This is a genomic window from Streptomyces sp. NPDC028711 (assembly GCF_055565415.1).
The window spans coordinates 588,560-610,390 of record NZ_JBVHUJ010000002.1 but is presented as its reverse complement, the minus strand read 5'-3'; the positions used below and the strand labels follow the sequence as shown (position 1 = coordinate 610,390).

The window sequence follows — 21,831 nt, the reverse complement described above, 5'->3', positions numbered from 1 at the left end:
GATGACCACACCTCTCGCCGGACCCGTGATTCCCTCGACCGCTCTCGACCGGCTCGCCCGTACCGACCTCGCCTTCCTCAACTGGCGCGACCCCGCACACCCCGACGCGGGCGGGGCGGAGGCGTACTGCTGGGAGATCGCCCGGAGGTTCGCGGCGGCCGGGGCGCATGTCACCCTCGTCTCCTCGCGGTACCCCGGGGCGCGCGCCCGGGAGTACCGCGACGGGATCCGGATCGTGCGCGGCGGCGGCACGTTCGGCGTGTACGGGGCCGCCGCGGCGCATCTGCTGCGGAACCGTCACGCGTACGACGCCGTGATCGACTTCCAGAACGGGATCCCGTTCTTCTCGCCCCTGTTCACCCCCCGGTGGACCGCCGACATCTGCGTCATCCACCACGTCCACCAGCGCCAGTTCGACACCAGGTTCCACTGGCCGATGAACGCCGTGGGGCGGCTCCTGGAGAAGCAGGTCAGCCGGCGGGTGTACCGGGGACGGCCGGTGGTGGTCGTCTCGCCCTCCACCCGCGAGGGCGCCCGGCGCGAACTCGGCTTCGGCAATCCCCTCCACATCGTCCCCAACGGGCGCCCGGGGGACGCGATCACCGCACCCGCGGGCCACAGGTCCGCGACGCCCGCGCTCACCGTCGTCAGCCGGCTCGTGCCGCAGAAGCGCGTCGACCTGGTCCTGCGGGCCGTACCCGCGCTGCTGCGGCAGCTGCCCGATCTCCGCGTCGACGTGTGCGGTGACGGGCCGGAGGGCGAGCCGCTGCGGAAGCTCGCCGCCGGACTCGGTGTCGGGTCCGCCGTCGTGTTCCACGGGCACGTGTCCGACGCCCGCAAGGAGGAGCTGTTCCACCGGGCGTGGCTGACGGTCGTGCCGTCGGTCGCCGAGGGCTGGGGACTCGCCGTCATCGAGGCGAACGCCGTCGGCACCCCCGCCCTCGCCTTCGACGTGCCGGGGCTGCGGGACGCCATCCGGCCCGGCGTCAACGGGTGGCTGCTCGACCCCGGCGCGGACCTCGCGGCCGGGATCGCCTCGGCCCTGGACACGCTGTCCACGCCGGAGGCGCGGTCACTCGCCGCGGCCCGCTGCCGCACGTGGGCGGCCGCCTTCTCCTGGGACGCCAGCGCCGAGCGGCTCGCCCAGGTCGTCGTCGAGGACCTCCAGCGGATCCACCGTCACCGGCGCTCCCGCCGCTCCTCCTGCGACCTGTCCGTCGTGACCCGCTTCCTCTCCCCGGACCCCGACACCACCGAGCGCGCGGTGCGGAGTTCGCTGCGGCAGACCGACGTCTGGCACCGCGACGGCGACGCCTTCCGGCTGCTGCTCCACGGCTGCGACGAGGTACGGGCGCTCAGCGCGCTGCGCCGTCTCGACGTCGCCGAGGCGGACATCTCCCTGGCGAACAGCCACGACATCCTGCTCGGCGCGACGGAACCGTACGCGGGTCCCGCGCCGGGCCCGGCCCCCGGACGCCGACCGTGAGCGCCCCTGAGCGGGTCGCGGAACGGCCCCCCGTCCACCAGGACGAGGAGACGGCCGTCCACGGCGCGCGCTGGATCGCCACCGCGGTGGTCACCGTCGGCGCCCTGAACTACGCGTACACCCTGATCCTCACCCGGCTCCTCGACGTCTCCGGGTACGCCACCTTCGCCGCGGGTCAGGGGCTCGTCGTCTGCACCGCGGCGGTGGCCGTGGTCACCGTGCCGTGGATGCTGGCCCAGGCCCTCGCACGGGCCAGGTCGGACGCGGAGCGCGGCGACGCGGTCCGCTTCGCCGTGGTCACCGCCGTCGTCGGCGGCACGGTCGCGGCGGCCGCCGTGGGCTGTGTGGCCAGGGAGTTCGCGAGCACGCCGACGGCGCTCGTCATCGCCGGCTCCACACTCGCCATCTACCTCACGCGGGTCAGCGCCGGCTGGCTCCAGGGGACCGAGCGGCTGCGCACCCTGGCGGCGCTCACCACTGTGGAAGCCTCCCTCAAGTTCTGCGTGGGCCTCTTCTTCGTCTCGGCGCTCGGCCTCGGCGAGACGGGCGCCCTCGCCGCCTTCGCGATCGCCGTCCTGCCGTACGTGTTCTTCCTGCCGCGGCGCTTCCACGACGGGCGGCGCCGTCTCTGGCGCGCGGTGAGCACCGACCGTGACCTGTGGCGGCGGGCAGGCGGCGTCGCCTCCCTCCAGGGCGTGGTGGCGCTGCTCGCGACCGTGGACATCGTCCTCGTCGCGACGATGCCCACCGACCGGGCGGCGGCGGCCAGCTACCAGGCCGCGGTCATGCTCGGCAGGGTCCCGCTCTTCCTCGCCGGGGCCGTCGCCATCGCCTTCCTGCCCGCCCTGTCGCGGCGGCGGGCCGGTGATCCGCTGACGGCGGGCGCGCTGCGGATGTACCTGACGGCGGCGCTGCCGCTGACGGCGGTGGCCGCGACGGTGCCGGGCGCGCTGCTCGCGAAGGTCTTCCCGCCGGGGTACGCGACGGTCTCCACGCTGATGGCCTGCACGGCGACGGCCGGCCTCGCGCTCGGAGCGCTCGCCCTGCTCGTGACGTTCGCGCAGGCCGTCGACGACTACGCGTGCCTGCGGACGCTGCTCGTGGGCCTCGCCCTGTACGTGGCCGCCCTGGTCTCCGGCTGGATCTCCGGTGGGGTGCTCGGCATGGCGATCGGCGGGCTGTGCGGCACCGTCGTCGCTCTCGCCCTGCTGGCCGCGCGGCACGCCCGCCGCCATGGATTCGGCTCCTCGGAGCGGCCGTTCGCCCGGGTGGTGCTGCCGGTGCTCACGCTCGCCGGAGTCCTCGCGCTGCTCCGCCCGTACACCGTCGTCTGGTTCGCCGCCGCGCTCGCGGTGACGGCGGCCACCCTGTGGCGCTTCTTCGGACGGCGCCGTGCCTTCGTGACCGGTCCCGGCGAAGGCGCGGAGTCCGGGCATGGCACCGAGCCGGGCGTCGGTGAGGGCCCCGGGGGCGCGGAGACGGAATCCGTGCGGGAGCTGCGGCGGGAGTGGACGGCCGAGCGGCGGGGTGCTCGGCCGGCGGAGCGGTCGGCGGCCCGGCCCCCGGGCCCCGACCAGCGGTCCCTCGGCCTGCTCGTCGACGCCGTCTGGCGGGGCAGGGCCCGTCCCGCCGGCGACGAGGAACTCCTCGCGGCACTGGCCGTGGCCCGGCGCAACCAGGTCGAGGGCCGGCTGGCCCGCGCGTACCCCCGGCAGCTCGCGGCGACCCTCGCCGAGGTGGAGCGCGCGACCGGTCTCTTCCGGCGGAACCTCGTCGAGTCCACCGGCCTTCTGCGGTCGGCGGGCATCCCGACGGTCCTGATCAAGGCCGACCTCGCCGGGGACTACGTGTACGGGAACTTCGACCTGGTGGTGCCCCCGGGGCGGCTGCGGGCGGCGCAGGCCGCGCTGGACGGCTGGTACGCGCACCGCACGACGTACTGGCTTGAGCGGTCGACGAAGGTGCTCCTCGAACCGCCGGCCGGCCCTGCGGCGCATCTGCACGGTTCGGTCTCCTGGTTCGGCGTGCCGGTCGTTCCGACCGAGCGGCTCTTCGCCCGCGCCGAACGGCCCGCGAACGCGGAGGGCCGTACCGCCGGCGAGAAGGACGGTCACGCCTGGCTGACACCGTGCCCCGCCGACCGGCTGCGGATCTGGCTGGCGCACGCCCTCTTCCAGAACCTGAGCCTGGACCTCTCCGAACTCCTCGCGCTGCGGCCCCTCCTGCACCCCGGCGTCCTGGCGGAGGCCCGTGCCGAGGCCGCCCGCGAGGGCTGGTGCGGGGGCGGCCACCAGGCGCTCGCCACCGCCGTCGAGGCGATGACCCGGCTCGACCGGGGCGAGCCGGTCCCCCTGCCGTTGCCGCTCCCGGTGCGCACCTCGCTCCGGGTGGGGGCCGAGCACTCCGGCCACCTCCTCGGTGAGGGCCGGGTGCGCACCGCGACGCGTGAGGCGTCCCTCCGGATTCCGCTCGTGGTGACCAAGAGACTGCGGAGGCGGGTGCCATGACGAGCCCACGAGGTCCTCTCCTCGTCGCCGTGTCCGGGCCCGACGGTGCCGGGAAGTCCTCGCTCGTCGGCCGGCTCGCGGGGCTGCTCGGCGAGCGAGGTCTCACCGTCGTCACCCTGCACTGCTACGGCTGCTACCTCTGCCGACGGTTCCCGGTTCCGCCACGGGCGAGGGAGACGGCGGAACCGGGCGGGGGCGAGTGGGCACGGCGCGCCACGGATCCCGAGCGCCGGGGATCCCGGCTGCGGCGTGCCCACGCGCTCCTGGACGCGGGTGAGCTCGCGGCCCGGACCAGGGTCGCAGGGCTGCGCGCGAGGCTGCGGGCGCGTGGCGGGGAGGCGGTGGTCCTGACGGACCGCGGTCCGCTCGACGGCCTGGTGAAGTTCGACCTGCCGGCCGGCTCGGGTGCGGCGTCCGCCTTCCGCCGGATCGCCGGCCGCTACGGTCTGACGCTGCTGGTGGAGACCGGGGCCGATGCCCTCCGGGGTCGCGGCTGGGACGAGGTCACCGGTCCGCCGACCGTGTGGTGGGCCCGCTACCGGAGCTGGTCGCGACGGCTGCCGGGGATCGTACGGCTCGACGGCGAGGAGCCTGCGCCGCTGGTGGCGGCCGAGGCCCTCGACCGGATCCTCGACGCCGTGCGGGAACGGGAAGGGGAGCGCACGGTACGGGACGAGCCGCCCGTCCCGGACGGGCGACGGCGGCATGTGGTGATGTCCGTCTACGACGACGCGTCGAACCCCGCCTACCGGGGCGGCGGTGCCCTGGTCGTCGGCAAGGTGGCCCGCCGGCTCGCCGAGGACTTCCGGGTGACCGTGGTGACGGCGGGCCGAAGGGCCGGCACCGAGGAACGGAACGGCATCCGGTACGTCCGGCTTCCCGTGTGCGGGGCGGGCCCGCGCGCCGGACAGCTGCTGTTCCTGACGCTGCTGCCGTTCGTGGCCCGGCGCATCCGGCACGACCTGTGGCTGGAGAGCTTCACTCCGCCGTTCTCGACGAGTTTCCTCCCCCTGTCGACGGGCGCCCCCGTCGTCGGCATCGACCAGGGCCGCAGCGCCGAGGCCCTGTGGCGGCGCTACCACATCCCCTTCTTCGTGGTGGAGCGCCTCGGGCTGCGCTGCTACCGGCACATCGTGGTGATGAACACGGCGGACGGCGCGGTGGTCCGGCGGCTCAGCCCCCGTGCGGACGTGCAGGTGATCGCCAACGGCGTCGAGCCGCGCCCGCTCGACGAGACCGGGCTCGGGACCGGACAGTTCATCCTCTACCTGGGGCGGATCGACACCTGGGTGAAGGGCCTGGACCTGCTGCTCGACGCGTACCGGCGGGCCGCGCCTCCCCTTGACCTGCTGCTCGCGGGCAGCGGCACACCGGCCGAGGAACGCCGGTTCGCCGCGCTCGTCGCCGCCCACGGCCGCGGACCGGAGAACCGGATCCACTGGGTGGGGTACGCCGAGGAGGAGCGCAAGCGGCGGCTGCTGCGCGACAGCGCCTTCCTGGTGATGCCGTCCCGCCACGAGACCTTCGGTCTCGTGGCCCTCGAAGGCATGTCGTACGGCAAGCCGGTGCTCCACTTCGACCTGCCCGCGCTGCGCTGGATGCGCGACGGCGGCGACGTGGCCGTACCGCCCTTCGACGTGGCGGCGTTCGGCGAGCGGATGGGCGAGCTGGCCACGGACGCGGCGCTCCGCCGCCGTCTGGGGCGGCGCGCCGGGCTCGCCGCCCAGCACTACACGTGGGACGAGATGACGGGCCGCTATCTGGCCCTGGCCCACCGGCTACTGGACACTCCCGCCTCCGCACGGCGGCCGAGGAAGAGGGGTGCGTCATGGCAGACGACCCGCTGACCCGTTTCGTCAGGACCGTCGTCGGATCGGGTGTCCCGATCCTGGTCCTCTCCCCGCACCTGGACGACGCCGTCCTGTCCTGCGGCGGACTGCTCGGCTGGGCGGGGCGCCGGGCGCCGGTGACGGTCGCCACCCTGTTCACGGAGGCCGCGCCGCCGCCGTACACCCTCTCCGCGCGCCAGTACCTGAAGCAGATCGGCGCCGACGACGCGGAGGAGCTGTACGCCGAGCGGCGGGCCGAGGACCGGCGGGCACTGGAGCGGCTCGGCGTCCGGAGCTGGCACGCGGGTCTGGTCGACGGCCTGTTCCGGCGGCTCCGACGGCCACGTCCGGGCACGGAACGGCTCGCCCGGTTCCTGCCCGAGGTGGCCCATGTGTACCCGACGTACCGGCTGCACCTGTCCCGGGGACACGTCTCCCCGTACGACTCCGGGACGCTGCGCGACGTCGGGGAGACCGTCGACGCCCTGCTGCCCGGTCCCGCCGGCGGTCTGGTCCTCGCCCCCCTCGGCGTCGGCGGGCACGCCGACCACGTCCTGGTTCGCACCGCCGCCGCGCGGAGCGGCCGCCGGGTCGTGTACTACAGCGACTTCCCGTACAACCAGCACGCCGTCGCCGACCCGCGGTTCACCGGCCCGCAGCGGCTGGTGGCCCGTTCCTGGGAGCGGGGGCTCGACCGGAAGGCGGAGCTGATCCGGGAGTACCGGACGCAGGCCGGCGCCCTGTTCCCCGAGGGCCGCGTGCCGCGCGTGCCCGAGGTCTATCTGCTGCCCGAAGCGGCCGGCGACACCTGGCCCGAGGCCGGGGACCCGGCTGCCTCGCGCGGCCCCGAACCGCGGATCCGTACCGCCGGAGGTGCGCCGTGACCGTCCCCCGTACCGCTTCCGCGTCCTCCCGTACCGAAGCGACGGCGCCCCTCCCCGCCGCGCCTCCGCGTCCGCGCGGCCGGCTCGGCCGCGTGCCCGTCGTCGTGTACGCGGCGGGGGCGGCGCTGCTCACCGTGGTCCTGCGGCTCGTGCAGATCGGGCGGGCCGGTGACCTGTTCATCGACGAGCCGATCTACCGGCGGCTCGGGGAGAGTGCCGCCGCGGGCGGCTTCCCCGCCACCGACGAGGGCCTGTTCTTCCTCCACCCGCCCGGCTTCTTCTACGTGGAGGCGGGCTGGACGAAGGTGGTCGGGGACCACGCCGACATCATCGCGGGCGTGCACTCCTCGCGGGTGCTCAACGCGCTCCTGGCCGGGGCCACCGCGGCCCTCCTCGTCTTCCTCGTCGCCCGGGTGCGCTCGCTCGGGGCGGGCGTGGTCGCCGGTCTGGTGTTCGCCCTCGACCAGTTCTGCATCCGGCAGAACGACCGGGTGCTCCTGGAGACGGGAACGATGGTGTGGGTGCTCGCCGGGTACCTGGTCCTCGTGGGTCTCGCCCGGTCCGATCCACCCGCCCGGCCCCGGGCGCGGGCGCTGCTCGCCGGGCTCTTCTTCGGGCTCGCGGTCCTGACGAAGGACCACGCGGCGCTGATCACCGTGCTGCCGCTGCTCGCCGCCCTGGCCCTCGGCTGGGGCCCGCCCCGGCGCCTGGTCGCCCTGACCACCGCGACGACGGTCCTCGCGTACGCCGTGTACGTGGGCCTGGTGGCCGGCTTCGGGCACTTCGACGCCTTCTGGGACGCCAAGACCGCCGGTGCCCGGCGGCTCCTCGGGATCGTGCAGGAGACCGGCTTCAACGCGGAGGGCGCTCCCCCGCTGGCGGGCCGGATGGTCGACGAACTCCCCGGCTACACGGTCACGTACCTGCTGCTCGCGCTGACGCCCGTGGCGCTGTTCCTGCTGCTTCGCCGCAAGGAGCCGGTGTACCGGCTGCTCGCGCTCTTCCACGCCTCGGCGATCGTCACCCTGGCGTACGCCGTCGCCGTGGGCACCCTGGAGGAACAGGCGCTCTACCTGTTGTTCGTGCCGAACCTGGTGGCGCTCGCCGTCACCGTGCCGATGCCGTCCCGGCGCCGGCGGGGGCTGCGCCTGGTGGCGTGCGGCGCGCTCGTGGCGCTCCTCGCCGCCCCCGCCGCCGTGTACGCCCAGGACCGGTGGACGCCCGACGACGGCTTCCAGCGCCTCCGCGCGTATCTGCTGACCCATGTGCCGGCGGGCAGCGGGATCGTCACCGTGGACGGGCTGCGGACCCGGGGCGTGACGGAGTGGACGCTGAACGACACCTACCGGCTCGGCCACTGGCTGACGCCCGACCAGCGGGCCGCCAACGACGCCGGTTACGTGATCGTGCCGTGGCGGGTCGTCGAGCAGGGATACGGGCACTACACGCGCGCCGAGGTGGAGCGTCTCACGGACGGGCTGCGGCCGGTGTTCGCGTTCGACGGACCCACGTACGGCACGCTCGCCCTGTACCGGCTGCCGTCACCGCTGCCGGGCCCGAGCGTCACCGACCTGGCCGTGCCCGGCTCCGCGGTGACGGGTCCGCTGCTCCCGGCGCCGGGTGCGGCCCCGGCGCCCGGGACTCCCGCCGCTGGGCCGGCGGGTGTCGCACCGGAGGCTGTGGACGTCGCATCGGGGCCGGTGAGCGTCGTACCGGGGCCTGTGAGCGTCGCGCCGCGGCCGCCCGTCGCGGAGGTCGGCGATGCGACACGCTGAGCGGCGGCCCCGCGTCCTGCTCCTGACCAGCAGCCCGCTGGACGGGGCGGACGGCTGTGACGTGCGGCTCGCCGCCGACGTCCTCGGGGCGCTGCCCGACGTCGACTTCGTCTGGTTCTCCCAGTGGCCGGGCCGCCGGCAGGCCTCGCCCACGCGCGGACGACCCGTCCGCGTCCTCTCCCGGGACGGTGTGCCGCACGTTCCCGAGCGGGCGCAGTCCGCGCTCCTCGGGGCCGTGTTCGCCCGCCGCGTCGACCTGGTGCACGCCTTCCTGACCGTCGGCCGTACCTTCCCCGCCTTCTCGTGGCTGCGGCCGCTGCTCTTCGGGAGGCGGCCGGTCGTCCACACCGTGCCCGGGGTGATGGACGCCCGCTCGCTGACGCACCTCCGGCCCCTTGGGACGACGGTCGCCCTGTCCGAGTCGATGGCGCGCCGGCTGCGTGCGGCGGACTTCGGGGACGTACGGATCGTGCCGCCCATGATCGACCTGGACGCGTGGCCGTACCTGCCCCGCCCGGAGGGGTTCCCCGTGGTCCTGTTCGCGGGGCACCACGACGTGGACGGCGGGGCGGAGCTGGCGATCGACGCGGCGGCGGAGGCGGTACGGACGGGGGCCAGGTTCCGGCTGGTGCTCGCGATGCGCGGACGGCCGGGGCAGGACGACGCCGCCCGGGACGAGGCGCTGCGGGAGCGGGCCGGGGCTGCGGGGCTCACGGACTTCGAGGTCCGCGGCTATATCGACGACATGCACGCGCTGCTCGCCTCCGTCCGGGTGCTGCTCTTCCCGCCGCCCGTGCTCGGCGGCACGGCGGACGTGCCGCTCACCGTCCTCCAGGCGCTCGCCTCGGGACGCCCTGCGATCCTCAGCGACCTCCCCCAGTTCGCCGACTTCGGCCACGCGGTGCTGCGGGCCCCGGCCGGTGACGCGCGCCGCACCGGGCAGCAGCTGGCCTGGCTCCTCGGCCAGCCGCGCTCCTGGGACGTGCTCGCCGAGCGGGGCCGGGCGCTTGTCGAGGACCACTTCGGTCCCGAGCCGTTCGCGGCCCGGTACGCGGCCCTGTACCGGGAGCTCCTGTCGTGAGGGCGCCGCGGTGGCGGGGATCCCGGGGCGCGCCGGCGGCGGCCGCGCTGCTCGCGGTGCTCCTGCTGCTCGTGGGGGCCTTCGGCCTGCTGCGGCACGAGGCGCCGGATCCGCGACCGGAGCCGTACTGGTACGGCACGCTCCAGACCGACCCGGACCGGGCGCGCACCGAGTACGAGCACGGCCTCCGGGTGGCCCATCTCCAGATCGACTGGGAGAGGTTCGAACCGGAACAGGGCGTGTACGACGAGGAGTACGCGCGCGAGGTACGGGACCGGATGGACGTCTTCCGCGAGGCGGGGCTGCGGGTGGAGGCGGGGCTCGGCCTCAACCATCCGCCGTCCTGGCTGCCGGACGCCTTCCCGGAGTCCGTCTATGTGAACCAGTTCGGCGAACGGTCCACCGAGACGCCGAACATGGTGTTCAGCGAGCCGGTACGGGAACACATCGCCGCGTACGCGCGCGCGGTGGACCGGCTCATCGGTCTGGAGCACTTCTGGGCGGTGCGCGTCGGCGTCAACGACGACGGCGAGTTCGCCTACCCCTCCCCCCTGTCGGAGAGCGACGGTCCCGGCGAGTTCTGGGCGTACGACCGCCACGCCCAGCGGAGCAGCCCCTACCCGGGGTGGCGGCCCGGGGACCGCACGTACCAGGGGAAGCCGTTCACCCGGGACCAGGTGGCGCACTGGTACGACTGGTACGCCGGGGCGCTGGCCGGGGCCGTGAACTGGCAGCTGGACCTTTACACCTCGCTCGGGTACACGGGAGCGCTCAAGGTCCTGGTGCCGGGGGCCGGTTTCTACCCCTCGGACCTGCGGGCCGCCGTCGACGCCCGGCTGGTCGACTCGCCGTCGATCCGGCTGGTCGCGCGCGGCGCCGGGTTCTTCGTGACGCTCCCCCGGGTCGAGCACCGGGAGACGGTACGGATCGTCACGACCGCCCTGGTCGACGGCACCGGAGACCCCGACGACAACGGCTGCGCGCCGACCGACGCGAACACGGACCCGACCGACCCGGACGACGCGGAGGTGCGCGACTGGTCCTCGGCGCGCTGGGTGGTGGCGGTCGCCAGGAGCGCCGGCTTCAACCGGCTGACCGGGGAGAGCGCCGGTCCTCAGGTGTCCCCGTACCGCCCGGGTGTGACGGAGACCGCGTACCGGCAGATGGCGTCCTGTGGCCTTGAGGGCATGATGTGGGCCTTCGACCATCAGCTGTACGACGGGACGCCGGGCTCCTCGCTCGAGGAGTACGCGGAGACGATCCGGCGTCACTCCTGAGGCGGCGGCCCGGCCGTGGCCGGCCGGCGGGCCGTGAGCAGCAGGATGCCGGTGTCCCCGTACTCGGGAAGGGTGCGGTCCTTCGCGAGCCTGGTGAGGCGCAGGCCGGTGGTACGGGGTGTGAAGACGGTCCGCAGGACGGTCGCGTCGACCGGGCAGGCGGGCCAGACCGGTCCGGCGCCGACGCGGTAGCTCGGCATGCGTTCCATGAAGGCGGCGAGCAGCAGGCCGCCGGGGCGGACCGCCCCGACGAAGGCGGCGCAGAGGGCGGTGAACTCGTCGAAGTCCTCGGTGACGCTCTCGGCGACGAAGTTCATCGAGGCCAGGTCGTAGGTGCCGGGGGTCAGGTCATCGGCCGTGCCCGGCACGACCCGTACGGGCCGGAGCGCCTCCGCGGGGCTCTCCGGGAGGGCGGGGTCGAGGGAGCGGCACAGGCGGTAGAAGGGCTCCCAGCTGTCGTCGGGGCCCCGGTCGAGCTGACGGCGGAGGTAGCGGACGCTGGCGGCGCTGGGTTCGAGGGCGTCGATCCGGCGGCTGGCGGCGCCCGCCAGCATCAGCGGGTAGAGATTGGGGCCCGCGCCGAGTTCGAGGGTGCGGGCCAGGCTGCCGGGGGCGCAACGCCGGTACAGGGCGGAGTGGTGGCGGATGACGCCGATGTCGCAGGGGTGGAGCCGGCGGTAGTTCTCGGCGAGGTAGTCGGCGACGGGCCAGGCGTTCCAGTCGGCGTCCCGGTTGCGGCGCGCCCCGAACGTTCCCGGAGGGCCCGCCGCGATCCCCCGGGTCCGGCGGTCCATCACTTCTCCGGTGTCCTGGCGGCCGTCATGGTGCTCGGGCGGCCGGCGGTGGCGGGCTGCAGGGGGAAGCGGCCGGCGAGTTCCGTGAGGGCCGCGCACAGCTCCTCGATCTCCTCGTCCGTGTTGGCGGCGGTGATCTGGACACGGAACCCGACCCGGTCGCGCGGAACGAGCGGATAGGAGGCGAGCGTCACGTAGACGCCGTGTTCCCAGAGGAAGGCGGCGACGGCGTCGAGGTCCTCGGCGCGGGCGAGCGGGATCTCGACGATCGGCAGCCCGGCCGTGTTGGGCGTGTCGATGCCCAGGGCCCGCACATGACCGAGGAAGCGGGCCGTCTTGCGGTACAGGGCGGCCCGGATCTCGTCGCCGCGCTCGTCGTTGACGTCGAGGCCGGCGAGGGCGGTGGCGAGCGAGGCCGTCGGCGAGGGGCCGGAGTACAGATAGGGGGCGGCGGCCACCTTGAGGTGGTCCTTGAGGCGTTTCGGGACGGCGAGGAAGGCGAGCAGCGAGGAGAACGCCTTGGAGAAGCCTCCGACCAGGACCAGGTCCTCGTAGGTCTCACCCACGTGCCGGACGAGGCTGTTGCCGCGCGAGCCGTACGGGCTGCTCTCGCCGGGGCGGCGCTCGCCGATGACACCGAAGCCGTGGGCGTCGTCGACGTACAGGAGGGCGCCGTTCTCCCGGCAGATCCGGGCCAGTACGGGCAGGTCGGGGAAGTTGCCGGTCATGCTGTTGACGCCGTCCATGCAGACGAGCCGGGTCGCGTCGGCGGGGGCGCCGCGCAGCAGCGCCGCCAGTTCGTCGGGCCGTCCGGCGTGGAAACGGTGGAGCTCGGCGCCCTGCCCCCGGGCGGCGACGCAGCCGTCGTACACGGTGCGGTGGGCCTGTGCCTCGACGAAGACCTGGCCGGTGCCGGCGAGGAGCGGGATCACCGACTGGTGGATGAGGGTGATGGTGGGCAGCAGCAGGGTGTCGGGGGCGCCGAGGAGTTCCGTCAGCCGCTCCTCGATACGGGGGTAGAGCCGGGGGCTGCCGATGAGCCGGGACCAGCTGGGATGGGTGCCCCACCGCCTGACCTGCGGTTCGATCGCCTCGATGACGGTCGGGTCGAGGTCGAGGCCCAGGTAGTTGCAGCTCGCGAAGTCGATGAGCCAGTCGTCGCGGACGCGGATGCGGCGGCCGTCGACCTCGTCGATGACGGCGTCGCACATGCGGCTCGTCCGCTGGAGGTGTTCCAGGTCGTGCCAGCGGGACGGGCGCGGGGGACGCCCGACCGGGGCCGTGGGACGGGCGGCGGAAGGAGCGGCCGGGCGGACGGCGGGCCGCTCGCCACCGGGCGGGGCGCGGTGCAGATACGACTCGGCCTGATGGGCCGTCATGGGGCGGGCGAAGAGGTAGCCCTGCCCGTACCGGCAGCCCATCTCGGCGAGGAGCGCGCGCTGTTCCTCGTGCTCGATGCCCTCGGCGACGACCTGGAGGCCGAGGACGTCGGCGATGCGCACGATGCCGTCCATGAGCGCCACCTGCTGCGGGTCGGTCGTGATGTCGTCGATGAAGGACTTGTCGACCTTGAGGACGTCGATGGGGAACTCGCGGAGGTAGCTGAGCGAGGAGAATCCGGTGCCGAAGTCGTCGATGGCGATGGAGACGCCCAGGTCCTTGAGGGCGGCCATGGTGGTCCTGATCTGGGCGTCCCTGCGCATGAGGACGGTCTCGGTGAGCTCGAGGACGAGGGATCCGGGCGCGAGCCCCGACGAGCGGAGGGTGCGCCGTACGCCGTCGAGGAACCCGGGGTCGCGGAACTGGCGGGCCGACACGTTGACGCTGGCGTACAGCGGGGTCTGCCGGGGGCGGGCGCTCTGCCAGCGGGCGATGTCGACGGCGGCGTGTTCGAGGACCCAGGAGCCCAGCGGCATGATGTGGCCGCTCTCCTCGGCGAGGGCGATGAACTGGTCCGGCGGGACCATGCCCCGGCGGGCGTGCGGCCAGCGGACGAGCGCCTCCAGGCCGGCCGGGGCGCCGTCGCGCACCTCGACGATCGGCTGGTAGCGCAGGGCGAACGCGTGGTCGGCGATGGCGGTGTCCATCCCCGCCTGGAGTTCGTGGCGGGCGACGAGACGGGAGTGGAACTCGGGGTGGAAGAGCCGCCATCTCTTCTTGCCGGCCGCCTTGGCCGCGTACAGGGCGAGGTCGGCGTGGCCGAGGAGTTCCTCGGCGTGGGCGCTGTCGAGGACGGTCGCGATGCCGACGCTGGTCGACACGGACACCGCTCCGTCGGTGAGGTGGAAGGGCTGGCTGAGGGTGTGCACGATCTCCGCCGCCAGGGTCTCGGCGTCGCGGGGTTCGTGCGCGCCCTCGATGAGGACGGCGAACTCGTCGCCGCCGAGCCGGGCCGCCGTGTCGCTGAGCCGCAGGACGGAGGTGAGGCGACGGGCGACGGCGACGAGCAGTTCGTCGCCGACGGAGTGCCCCATGGTGTCGTTGACGACCTTGAAGTCGTCGAGGTCGACGAAGAGCATGCAGGTCAGGGTGGATTCGCGGCGGCCGCGCAGCAGCGCGCGCTCGACCCGTTCGAGGAGGAGTACGCGGTTGGGCAGCCCGGTGAGGGAGTCGTGGAACGCCCGGTGGGTCAGCTCCCGTTCCAGCTTCCGCTGCTCGGTCACGTCGCGGAGGGTGAGGACGAGGCCGTGGACGGTGCGTTCGTCGCGGAGGTTGCTGCAGCGGACCTCGACCTCCAGGTCGGCGGAGCCGCCGTGGACCAGTTTCCAGTCGTCCCTGGTGTCGACGGCGGCATGGGACCGCATGTCGGCGAGGACGCGCAGGGCGGCGCCCGCGTCGGCCGGGGAGACGAGCTCCGCGAGGGGGGTGCCGGGGAGCAGGGAGCGGCCGAACATCGTCTCGGCGGAAGGGCTCGCGTAGCGGACGGTGTCGTCGTCGTCGACGATCAGGATGACGTCCGACGTGTTGTGGACGAGGGTGCGGAAGTAGGCCTCGCTGGTCCGGCGGTTGACCTCCTCGCTGAGTGCGAAGCGCTCGAGGGCCAGTGCCGCCTGGGAGGCGAGGGACTGGGCGGGTCCCGAGATCTCGGCGAGCTTCTTCTCGGGGCCCGCGAGGAGAAGGACGCCGAGGAGCGGTTCTGAGCCCGCCGTGGCCTGGAGTTCCAGGGGGCAGAGCAGGGCGAACGGCTCGGGTGCGAGCTCCACGGCGACGGCGGGGTCGAGCCGGTGCACGGGGAGGAGCCGGGTGCCGTCGGCGACCGACTCGGGCCAGGGCGCGTCCGGGGGCCGGGCCTGGCCGGAAGCAGGCGGCCGGGGCGCGTCGGTGGGCGGCCGGGCCCGGGGGGACACGGCGGACGGGGGCGGCTCGTCGGCCGGATGGCTCCACGCGTCGGCCGTGGACCGGGTCAGCACCTCGGTACGGCAGCTCCAGGGGTGGCCCGCGGTGGCGACGGCGCTGAGGCCGCCCCTGCGGTCCCGGACGAGGAGCAGGGCCCGGTGACCGGTGCCGGGCCCGAACAGCGTCGCGGACGCCGTCTCCACGGCGCGGGCCACTTCGCGGGGGCTCAGGGCGGCGACGAGGGAGGCTGCGGCGGCCCTGAGGCTGTGCTCGCGGGCCTCGGCCTTGCCGTGGTCGTTCATCATGCCCCAGAGCCGGGCGAGGACCAGCAGGAACATGAGGGCCGAGAAGATCGCGATGACGGCGATGTCCTGGTCCCTGTCCTGGCGCAGCGACTGGAGCAGGAGCAGGGCGGGGGCGACGAGCGAGGCCCCGGCGAGCAGGGCGAGCCGTCGCTCGGCGACCCGTGGCGGCGGTTCGGGGGCGCGTTCGGTGAGGCCCGTCATGGAGGGGTGGAGGGCGGCGAGGCCCCAGGCCGTGAAGAAGACGACCCAGCCCAGGTCCCAGGGGGTGCCCACCTGCCAGGTGCCCTTCAGCTGGAGGGTGCCGTAGATGACGTCGGAGGCGAGGATGCCGCAGGTGCCGAGGGTGAGGAGCTGCACGGCCCGGGACCGCAGGCCTCCGGGGACGAGGAGCCGGGCGAGCATGGCCAGCATCAGCACGTCACCGAGGGGGTACGCGATGGAGATGGCCTTCTCGGTCCAGCTCATGTCCTCGCTCCTGGCCAGCGGGGTGATGAGGTTGACCCAGGAGAGCAGCGCGAGGCCCGAGGTGAGGATCAGGGCGTCGAGGACGACGCCGAGGTCGCGCCCGGTGGCCCGGTAGCGGATGAAGCCGAACAGGCCGACGGCGAACAGCGGGTAGGTGACCAGGTACAGGGCGTCCGCGACGGACGGGAAGGGTCTGGTCTGGCCGAAGAAGGCCTCAAGGGCGTTGTAGGCGGTGTCGCCGCCCACGAAGGTCAGGTTGGCCGCGGCGAGCACCATCCAGGGCCAGCGCCGTGACGGCCGGTGCAGATGGACGCCGACGAGAATCGCGGCGACACCGCCGAGCCCGATGAGCGCCCACAGGATCGTGTGCCGGGCGGGGAACTTCAGGTAGGCGGCCGTGAGCAGAGTCACGGTCAGGAGGTACAGCAGGACCCATCGGCGCAGTGATCCGGTCGCGGCGGGCGGCCGGTTCGGCTGGCGCAGCGACATGGTCGACCGCCCCCTTGCCGGGTCGGACGCCGTCGGGAGCGCCCTGATCGTGGATACGGACCCCGTACCGTGTCCATTCTCCGGGGCCCCCGGGGCAGCTGCATCTCGGCGTACCGTGCGCGGGAGTCGGGCGGCGGAACCCGTCGCGCGTACGGTGCGTGCCGGCCGGGCCGCGGACCCCGTCCCGCGTACGGTGGCGTGCCGGTCGAGCGGCGGACGCGCGTACCGGCCGGGCGGCGGGGCCCGACGTCAGGAGGACGCGCGGACCACGAGTTCCGTCGGGAGCATCTGGCGGGGCTGCTCGTCCGGGTCGCTCGGCGCGGCGATCTCCTGGAGCAGCAGGCGGGCCATGGTGCGGCCCATCTCCTCGATGGGCTGGCGGACGCTCGTCAGCGGCGGGTCCATGTGCCGGGCCACGGCCGAGTCGTCCACGCCGACGAGGGCGACGTCCTCGGGGACGCGGCGGCCGGCCTCGCGTAGCACGCCCCGCGCGCCCGCGGCCATGACGTCGGAGGCGGCGAAGACGGCGTCGAGGTCCGGTCTGCGGTCCAGGAGTTCCCGCATGGCGCGCCGGCCGCCCTCCTCGGTGAAGTCGCCGTTGGCCACGAGGCCCTCGTCGGCCGCGAGTCCCGCGTCCGCCAGGCCCTCGCGGTAGCCGTCGAGACGGCAGCGGGCCACGTACATGTCGAGGGGGCCCGTGATGGTGGCGACGGCTCGCCTGCCGCGGGCGGCGAGATGGGCGACGGCGGTCCGGCCCGCGCCGGTGTTGTCGGAGTCGACGAAGGCGACGCGCTCGTCCTCGGTGCGGCGGCCGTTGAGGACGGCGGGCAGGCCGAGGGCGCGGACCTGGTCGGGCAGCGGGTCGGAGGCGTGCACGGAGACGAGGAGGACGCCGTCGACGCGCTGGGCGGTGAGGTACTGCTCGAAGCGCTGACGCTCCTGTTCGCTGCGGATCAGGGTGAGCAGCAACTGCTTGTCCGCGTCGGCGAGTTCACTGCTGACGCCGCGGATGATGTCGAGGAAGTACGGCTCCGCGAAGAGCCGGGCCTCGGTCTCGGGGATCACCAGGGCGACGGCGTCGGTCCTGCTGCCGGCGAGGGCGCGGGCGGCCCGGTTGGGTACGTAGCCGAGTTCGGCGACGGCCTGTTCGACGGCGGCCTTGGCCTGTTCGCTCACCCGTGGGGAGCCGTTGATGACCCGGGAGACCGTGCCGCGGCCGACTCCGGCTCTCGCCGCGACCTCTTCCAGGGTGGGCCTGCCGGTCTGTCGCCCGCTCATGTGCCGCTTCTCCCCTCGGGCCGCCGCCCCGCCTGCGTGTGCACGCGAACCTATCAGGCGGGGCGGCGACCGGCCGGGGCGTCGGGGACGGGGTCAGACGCCGGTCGGGGCGAGCTCGGTCATGGCCCCCCAGCCCTGCTGCGGGACCTCGACGTTGATGATCTCGGGGGTGGTGGCGATGGCACCTGCCATGGCCGCGAGCCCGGCGGCGAAGTGCGGGGAGGCGACGTGGGCGGCGCCCGCCTCGGCGTCGGCGAAGGCCTCCAGGAGCACGAAGACGTTCGGGTCGTCGACGGCGCGGGACCAGTCGAAGAACAGGTTGCCGGGCTCCTCGCGGGTGGCGCGGGTGAAGTCGTCGACCAGGTCGAGCCAGCGGTCGGCGTGGTCGGGGCGGGCGGTGAAACGGACGGCGATGAAGATCATGCGGCAAGCCTGCGGCGCGTCCGGCGGGCGGGCCAGCCGGTCCGTTCAGGATTCCGGCAGGGCCGGAAACTCCGGTACGGCGCGGGCGAGCGCCGCCCGGATCTCGCCCTGCCGCCGCCCGAAACCGGCGGTCGGCAGCGACACGGAGAGGGCGTGCACGATGCCGTCGCCCCGCTCGGGCAGTGCCACCGCGAGACAGGTGTACGCGAGGTCGGCCTCGCCCACCGAGACGGCGAAGCCCTGGTCGCGCACCCGCCCGGCCTCGGCCTCGAAGCGTTCGGCGCTGGTGATCGTCCGCTCGGTGAAGCGGGCCATCCCGTGCTCGGCGAGGTAGCGGCGGCGCAGCGGGCGCGGGAGGGCGGCGAGCAGCGCCTTGCCGTGGGCGGTCGCGTGGGCGCGCTGCTCGGGGCCCGGCGCGAAGGGGTGGGCGGCGTCGGTGACGGGGGCGGTCGTGTCGACGACGGTGATCAGGCCGTCGCGGTAGGCGGTGTGGTACGCCTCCGCGCCGGTGGCCCGCCGCAGCCGCCCGAGGAGCTCTCCGGTGCCGGCGCCGAGCCCGTGGTGCCGCTGGTGGGAGCGGTGCAGGGCCGGGACGCGGGGCCCCGGGGCGTACCCCTCGGCGGTACGGACGAGGTAGCCGCGGGCGAGCAGGGGCCCGGTGAGGTGGTAGACGGTCGAGAGGGCGCAGCCGAGCCGCCGGGCCAGGACCTTGGCGCCGACGGGCCGGTCGGCGTCGGCGACGGCGTCGAGGACGGCGAGGGCCCGGTCGACGGACTGGGGCCCGGGACTGGGGGTGTCAGGCATCGCTCCAGCTTAGGCGGGGTACGCGGTACCTCCCCAGCCCCCACCGGGCACGCTCCGTACCGCCCCCGCTCCCCTCCGTATCCCCGCAGGTCAACGCACCTTTATGTGCATAAGACACACTTTCGGCGTACCGTCGTGTGGATCCCCCATTTCTCGACGCCACGGGAGAGCGTGTGCCCCGCTCCAGGACCGACCATGCCCCGACGCCCCGCGAGGCGCGCCGTCCGCGCCTCCGCGTGGCGGCGATCGCGACAGGCGTGGTCGCCGTCGCCGCGGGCGGGCTGTACGTGGCCGGGCTGCTCGCGACCGGTGACGACATATCCGCCGGCACCCGGGTCGCCGGCGTGGACATCGGCGGCATGAGCCGCTCCGAGGCCCGCGCCAAGCTCGCGGCGGAGGCCCCCGCCGCCTGGAGCGCGCCGATACCCGTGCGGGTCGCCGACCGTGCGGCGACCGTGGAACCGGCCGCCGCCGGCATGACCGTGGACCTGGCGAAGACCGCGGACCTGGCGGCCGACCCCTCCCGTGACCCCGTCACGGTCATCGGACGGCTCTTCTCCTCCGGCGAACGGGAGATCAGCCCGGTCCTCGCGTACGACGAGAACAAGGCGCGGGCGGTCGTCGCCGAACTGGCCAGGAAGAACGACCGGGCGGTGCGCGAGGGTTCCGTCGCCTTCAGGGCGGGCGAGGCCGTCGCGACCCAGCCGGTGACGGGCCGGAAGCTGGACACCGGGCGGGCCGTCGAGGCCCTGCGCGCCGCCTATCCCGCCGCCACGGGCGCCGCGCCCGTGAGCCTGCCGGTCGCCATGACCGAGCCGAAGCTCCCCGCGGCGGAGGTGTCCCGCTTCCTCGACACGTACGCGAAGCCCGCGGTCTCCGGCCCGGTGACGCTCACGGCGGGCACCGAGCGGCTGCGCATCGCCCCCTCGACCCTCGGGGACCACCTCACCGTGAAGGCCGAGAACGGCCGGCTCAGCGCCGCGCTCGACGCCGAGGCGCTGCTCCGGGACCCGGACGTGGCCCGGCCGGTCGCGTCGCTGACCAACGCGCCCGTGGAGGCCGCTCTCGGGGTCCGGGACGGCAAGGTCGTCGTGGAGTCGGAGGGCCGCCCGGGCCACGAGGTCACCGCGAAGGCCCTCGGCGACGCCGTGCGCCCGCTGCTCACCAGGACCGGCGAGGCGGCCCGTACGGCTCCGGTGGCCACCAAGGTCACCGAGCCCGAGCTGACCGCCGGCTCCCTCGCCCGCCTCGGCATCACCGAGCAGATGTCGACGTTCACGGTGGACTTCCCGACGGCTCCGTACCGGACGACGAACATCGGCCGGGCCGCCGAGCTCATCAACGGCTCGGTCGTGCAGCCGGGCGAGGTGTGGAGCTTCAACAAGACGGTCGGCGAGCGCACCCCGGACAACGGCTTCGTCGACGGCACGATGATCCTCGACGGCCAGTACCGCTCGGCGCCCGGCGGCGGTGTGTCGGCCATGGCGACGACCGTCTTCAACGCGATGTTCTTCGCCGGCGTGAAGCCCGTCGAGTACGGCGCCCACTCCTTCTACATCGAGCGCTACCCGGCCGGGCGTGAGGCGACCGTCGCCTGGGGCTCGCTCGACCTCAAGTTCCGCAACGACTCCGGCAAGCCGATCTACATCAAGGCGGACGCCACGGACTCCTCCGTCACCGTGAGCTTCCTCGGGACGAAGAAGTACGACTCCGTGGAGGCCGTCGCCGGGCCGCGCACCAACCTCAAGGAGCCCGCGAAGCGCGAGGGCACCGGCGAGGAGTGCGTGCCGCAGGAGCCCCTGGAGGGCTTCGACATCTCCGTGGACCGGGTGTTCAAGAACGGCGGCACCGAGGTCGACCGGCAGACCTTCACCACCCACTACACCCCGCGCGACGAGGTGATCTGCGAGGGACCCGCGCCTGACGCCGGGCAGACCCGCTGACGGAAGGGTGTCTTCCCGTACGGCGGGGGCATGACTCCGGAGCACGGCCCACCAGGCCAGGGCCGCCCGCTACCCGTCGGAGGCACGCCTTGGCTCAGCGCAGCGACCCCTTCGAGCGGCTCCTCGACGACGCGGTGCGCGCGGGGGTGCTCCCCGGCGCCGTGTGGGCGGTGGGGGACGCCCGCACGACCGTGTGGAAGGGGGCGGTGGGACTGCTCGACCCGGCGGACCCCGGGGAGCCCATGCGCCCCGACACGCTCTTCGACGTCGCCAGCCTGACCAAGATCCTCGCCGTCTGGGCGGTGACCGGCACGCTCGTCGACGCCGGGAAGCTCGACCTGAGTGCCCCGCTCGGCTCCTATTGGCCGGAGGCGGCGGGCCGGCCCCTCGCCGGGGTCACCGCCCATCATCTGCTCACGCACACGGCGGGCCTGCCGCTGCGCGCCAACCTCCGGCACCTGTACGGCTCCGATCCGCAGGACATCCGGGACGGCGTCCTCGCCGAGCCGCTCCGGCACCGGCCCGGTGAGGCCGTGGCGTACACCGACCGGGCCGCGCTCATCCTCGGCTACCTGGCCGAGCACCTCACCCGGCTGCCGCTCCCCCGGCTCGCCGAGGACCGGGTCTGGGGCCCGCTCGCCATGACGGAGACCCGGTACGGCCCGCTGCCGCCCGCCGTCAGGAAGTGGTGCGCGCCCACCGAGTACGACGAGGAGAGCGGCGCCCCGCTCAAGGGCACCGTCCATGACTTCTCGACCCGGCTGCTCGGCGGCGCCTGCGGCATCGCGGGGGTCTTCACGACCACCGGCGACATCGGACGCTTCCTGCGCCATCTGCTCGCCCCGCTGCCCGGCACCTCCTCCTTCTCCGCGGAGTGGACGGCCGCCTCCCTCCGCGTCCACACCGGCCGGCTCGACCCTCCGCGCGGCCTGTTCTGGCATCCGGCACCGGGCACGGCGCCGGCGGACGACGTCTGGGCGCACTTCGGCTTCACCGGCACGGGCATGTGGGTGTCACCGGCACGCGGCCGCTGGGCCGTCCTGCTGACCAACCGGCTCCGCCTCACCCGCGACAACGGCCCCCTGGCCCGCGTCAGGAACGCCTTCCGGGCCCTCGCCTTTCCGTGACCCACATCGCCACCCGCACCCCTTGATG

At 74.3% G+C, this 21,831-nt stretch carries 14 protein-coding genes; 9 read left to right on the top strand and 5 right to left on the bottom strand.

Annotated elements, in window-relative coordinates:
* Nucleotide 1: 1 nt before the first annotated feature.
* Genes ACZ4VK_RS08575 through ACZ4VK_RS08545 form a run of 7 tightly spaced genes read left to right on the top strand, consistent with a single transcriptional unit; the run spans nucleotide 2 to nucleotide 10,839 of the window.
* The gene (locus tag ACZ4VK_RS08575) at nucleotides 2-1,486 is read left to right on the top strand and encodes a glycosyltransferase family 4 protein (protein WP_468349886.1); all 1,485 of its coding nucleotides are present in this window, start codon (nucleotides 2-4) and stop codon (nucleotides 1,484-1,486) included.
* Nucleotides 1,483-3,993 carry a lipopolysaccharide biosynthesis protein gene (locus tag ACZ4VK_RS08570; RefSeq protein WP_468349885.1) on the top strand — a complete coding sequence of 837 codons (2,511 nt, stop codon included), beginning with the start codon at nucleotides 1,483-1,485 and terminating at the stop codon, nucleotides 3,991-3,993. Before ACZ4VK_RS08575 ends, ACZ4VK_RS08570 begins: the two co-directional genes overlap by 4 nt.
* Nucleotides 3,990-5,840 carry a glycosyltransferase gene (locus tag ACZ4VK_RS08565; protein ID WP_468349883.1) on the top strand — a complete coding sequence of 617 codons (1,851 nt, stop codon included), beginning with the start codon at nucleotides 3,990-3,992 and terminating at the stop codon, nucleotides 5,838-5,840. The genes ACZ4VK_RS08570 and ACZ4VK_RS08565 overlap by 4 nt, the downstream gene beginning before the upstream one ends.
* On the top strand, nucleotides 5,822-6,706 hold the full coding sequence (locus tag ACZ4VK_RS08560; protein ID WP_468349881.1) for a PIG-L deacetylase family protein: 885 nt from the start codon (nucleotides 5,822-5,824) through the stop codon (nucleotides 6,704-6,706). Before ACZ4VK_RS08565 ends, ACZ4VK_RS08560 begins: the two co-directional genes overlap by 19 nt.
* Nucleotides 6,703-8,481, top strand: a complete 1,779-nt coding sequence (locus tag ACZ4VK_RS08555) for an ArnT family glycosyltransferase (RefSeq protein WP_468349879.1) — start codon at nucleotides 6,703-6,705, stop codon at nucleotides 8,479-8,481. Before ACZ4VK_RS08560 ends, ACZ4VK_RS08555 begins: the two co-directional genes overlap by 4 nt.
* Nucleotides 8,468-9,562: a glycosyltransferase family 4 protein gene (locus tag ACZ4VK_RS08550; RefSeq protein ID WP_468349877.1), complete on the top strand. Its 1,095-nt coding sequence runs from the start codon at nucleotides 8,468-8,470 to the stop codon at nucleotides 9,560-9,562. The genes ACZ4VK_RS08555 and ACZ4VK_RS08550 overlap by 14 nt, the downstream gene beginning before the upstream one ends.
* A complete protein-coding gene (locus tag ACZ4VK_RS08545) occupies nucleotides 9,559-10,839 on the top strand; it encodes a beta-galactosidase (RefSeq protein ID WP_468349876.1) in 1,281 nt (426 codons plus the stop codon). The genes ACZ4VK_RS08550 and ACZ4VK_RS08545 overlap by 4 nt, the downstream gene beginning before the upstream one ends.
* Here the strand turns inward: ACZ4VK_RS08545 and ACZ4VK_RS08540 are convergent.
* The 5 genes from ACZ4VK_RS08540 to ACZ4VK_RS08520 all read right to left on the bottom strand — a co-directional run bounded on the left by ACZ4VK_RS08540 (nucleotide 10,830) and on the right by ACZ4VK_RS08520 (nucleotide 18,733).
* Nucleotides 10,830-11,633 carry a class I SAM-dependent methyltransferase gene (locus ACZ4VK_RS08540; protein WP_468349874.1) on the bottom strand — a complete coding sequence of 268 codons (804 nt, stop codon included), beginning with the start codon at nucleotides 11,631-11,633 and terminating at the stop codon, nucleotides 10,830-10,832. The genes ACZ4VK_RS08545 and ACZ4VK_RS08540 overlap by 10 nt on opposite strands.
* Entirely contained in the window at nucleotides 11,633-16,228 is a 4,596-nt protein-coding gene (locus ACZ4VK_RS08535) for an aminotransferase class I/II-fold pyridoxal phosphate-dependent enzyme (RefSeq protein WP_468349873.1), read from the bottom strand. The genes ACZ4VK_RS08540 and ACZ4VK_RS08535 overlap by 1 nt, the downstream gene beginning before the upstream one ends.
* 249 nt (nucleotides 16,229-16,477) lie before the next feature.
* Nucleotides 16,478-17,506, bottom strand: a complete 1,029-nt coding sequence (locus ACZ4VK_RS08530) for a LacI family DNA-binding transcriptional regulator (RefSeq protein ID WP_468349871.1) — start codon at nucleotides 17,504-17,506, stop codon at nucleotides 16,478-16,480.
* Between the two features lie 93 nt (nucleotides 17,507-17,599).
* Complete coding sequence (locus tag ACZ4VK_RS08525; protein ID WP_468349869.1) at nucleotides 17,600-17,929, bottom strand: putative quinol monooxygenase; 330 nt, start codon at nucleotides 17,927-17,929, stop codon at nucleotides 17,600-17,602.
* Nucleotides 17,930-17,974: 45 nt separating this feature from the next.
* A complete protein-coding gene (locus tag ACZ4VK_RS08520) occupies nucleotides 17,975-18,733 on the bottom strand; it encodes an IclR family transcriptional regulator (RefSeq protein ID WP_468349867.1) in 759 nt (252 codons plus the stop codon).
* Between the two features lie 173 nt (nucleotides 18,734-18,906).
* Here ACZ4VK_RS08520 and ACZ4VK_RS08515 point away from each other — a divergent pair, with 173 nt between their 5' ends.
* Complete coding sequence (locus ACZ4VK_RS08515; protein ID WP_468349865.1) at nucleotides 18,907-20,676, top strand: VanW family protein; 1,770 nt, start codon at nucleotides 18,907-18,909, stop codon at nucleotides 20,674-20,676.
* An 89-nt stretch (nucleotides 20,677-20,765) separates the two neighbouring features.
* Nucleotides 20,766-21,803: a serine hydrolase domain-containing protein gene (locus ACZ4VK_RS08510; protein ID WP_468349863.1), complete on the top strand. Its 1,038-nt coding sequence runs from the start codon at nucleotides 20,766-20,768 to the stop codon at nucleotides 21,801-21,803.
* Nucleotides 21,804-21,831: the final 28 nt, after the last annotated feature.

What these genes read in the sequence shown, in the direction of transcription:
- ACZ4VK_RS08530 (WP_468349871.1), bottom strand. Translation starts at nt 17,506, where the DNA reads ATGAGCGGGCGACAGACCGGCAGGCCCACCCTGGAAGAGGTCGCGGCG.
- ACZ4VK_RS08535 (WP_468349873.1), bottom strand. Translation starts at nt 16,228, where the DNA reads ATGTCGCTGCGCCAGCCGAACCGGCCGCCCGCCGCGACCGGATCACTG.
- ACZ4VK_RS08550 (WP_468349877.1), top strand. Translation starts at nt 8,468, where the DNA reads ATGCGACACGCTGAGCGGCGGCCCCGCGTCCTGCTCCTGACCAGCAGC.
- ACZ4VK_RS08520 (WP_468349867.1), bottom strand. Translation starts at nt 18,733, where the DNA reads ATGCCTGACACCCCCAGTCCCGGGCCCCAGTCCGTCGACCGGGCCCTC.
- ACZ4VK_RS08525 (WP_468349869.1), bottom strand. Translation starts at nt 17,929, where the DNA reads ATGATCTTCATCGCCGTCCGTTTCACCGCCCGCCCCGACCACGCCGAC.
- ACZ4VK_RS08575 (WP_468349886.1), top strand. Translation starts at nt 2, where the DNA reads ATGACCACACCTCTCGCCGGACCCGTGATTCCCTCGACCGCTCTCGAC.
- ACZ4VK_RS08540 (WP_468349874.1), bottom strand. Translation starts at nt 11,633, where the DNA reads ATGGACCGCCGGACCCGGGGGATCGCGGCGGGCCCTCCGGGAACGTTC.
- ACZ4VK_RS08560 (WP_468349881.1), top strand. Translation starts at nt 5,822, where the DNA reads ATGGCAGACGACCCGCTGACCCGTTTCGTCAGGACCGTCGTCGGATCG.
- ACZ4VK_RS08565 (WP_468349883.1), top strand. Translation starts at nt 3,990, where the DNA reads ATGACGAGCCCACGAGGTCCTCTCCTCGTCGCCGTGTCCGGGCCCGAC.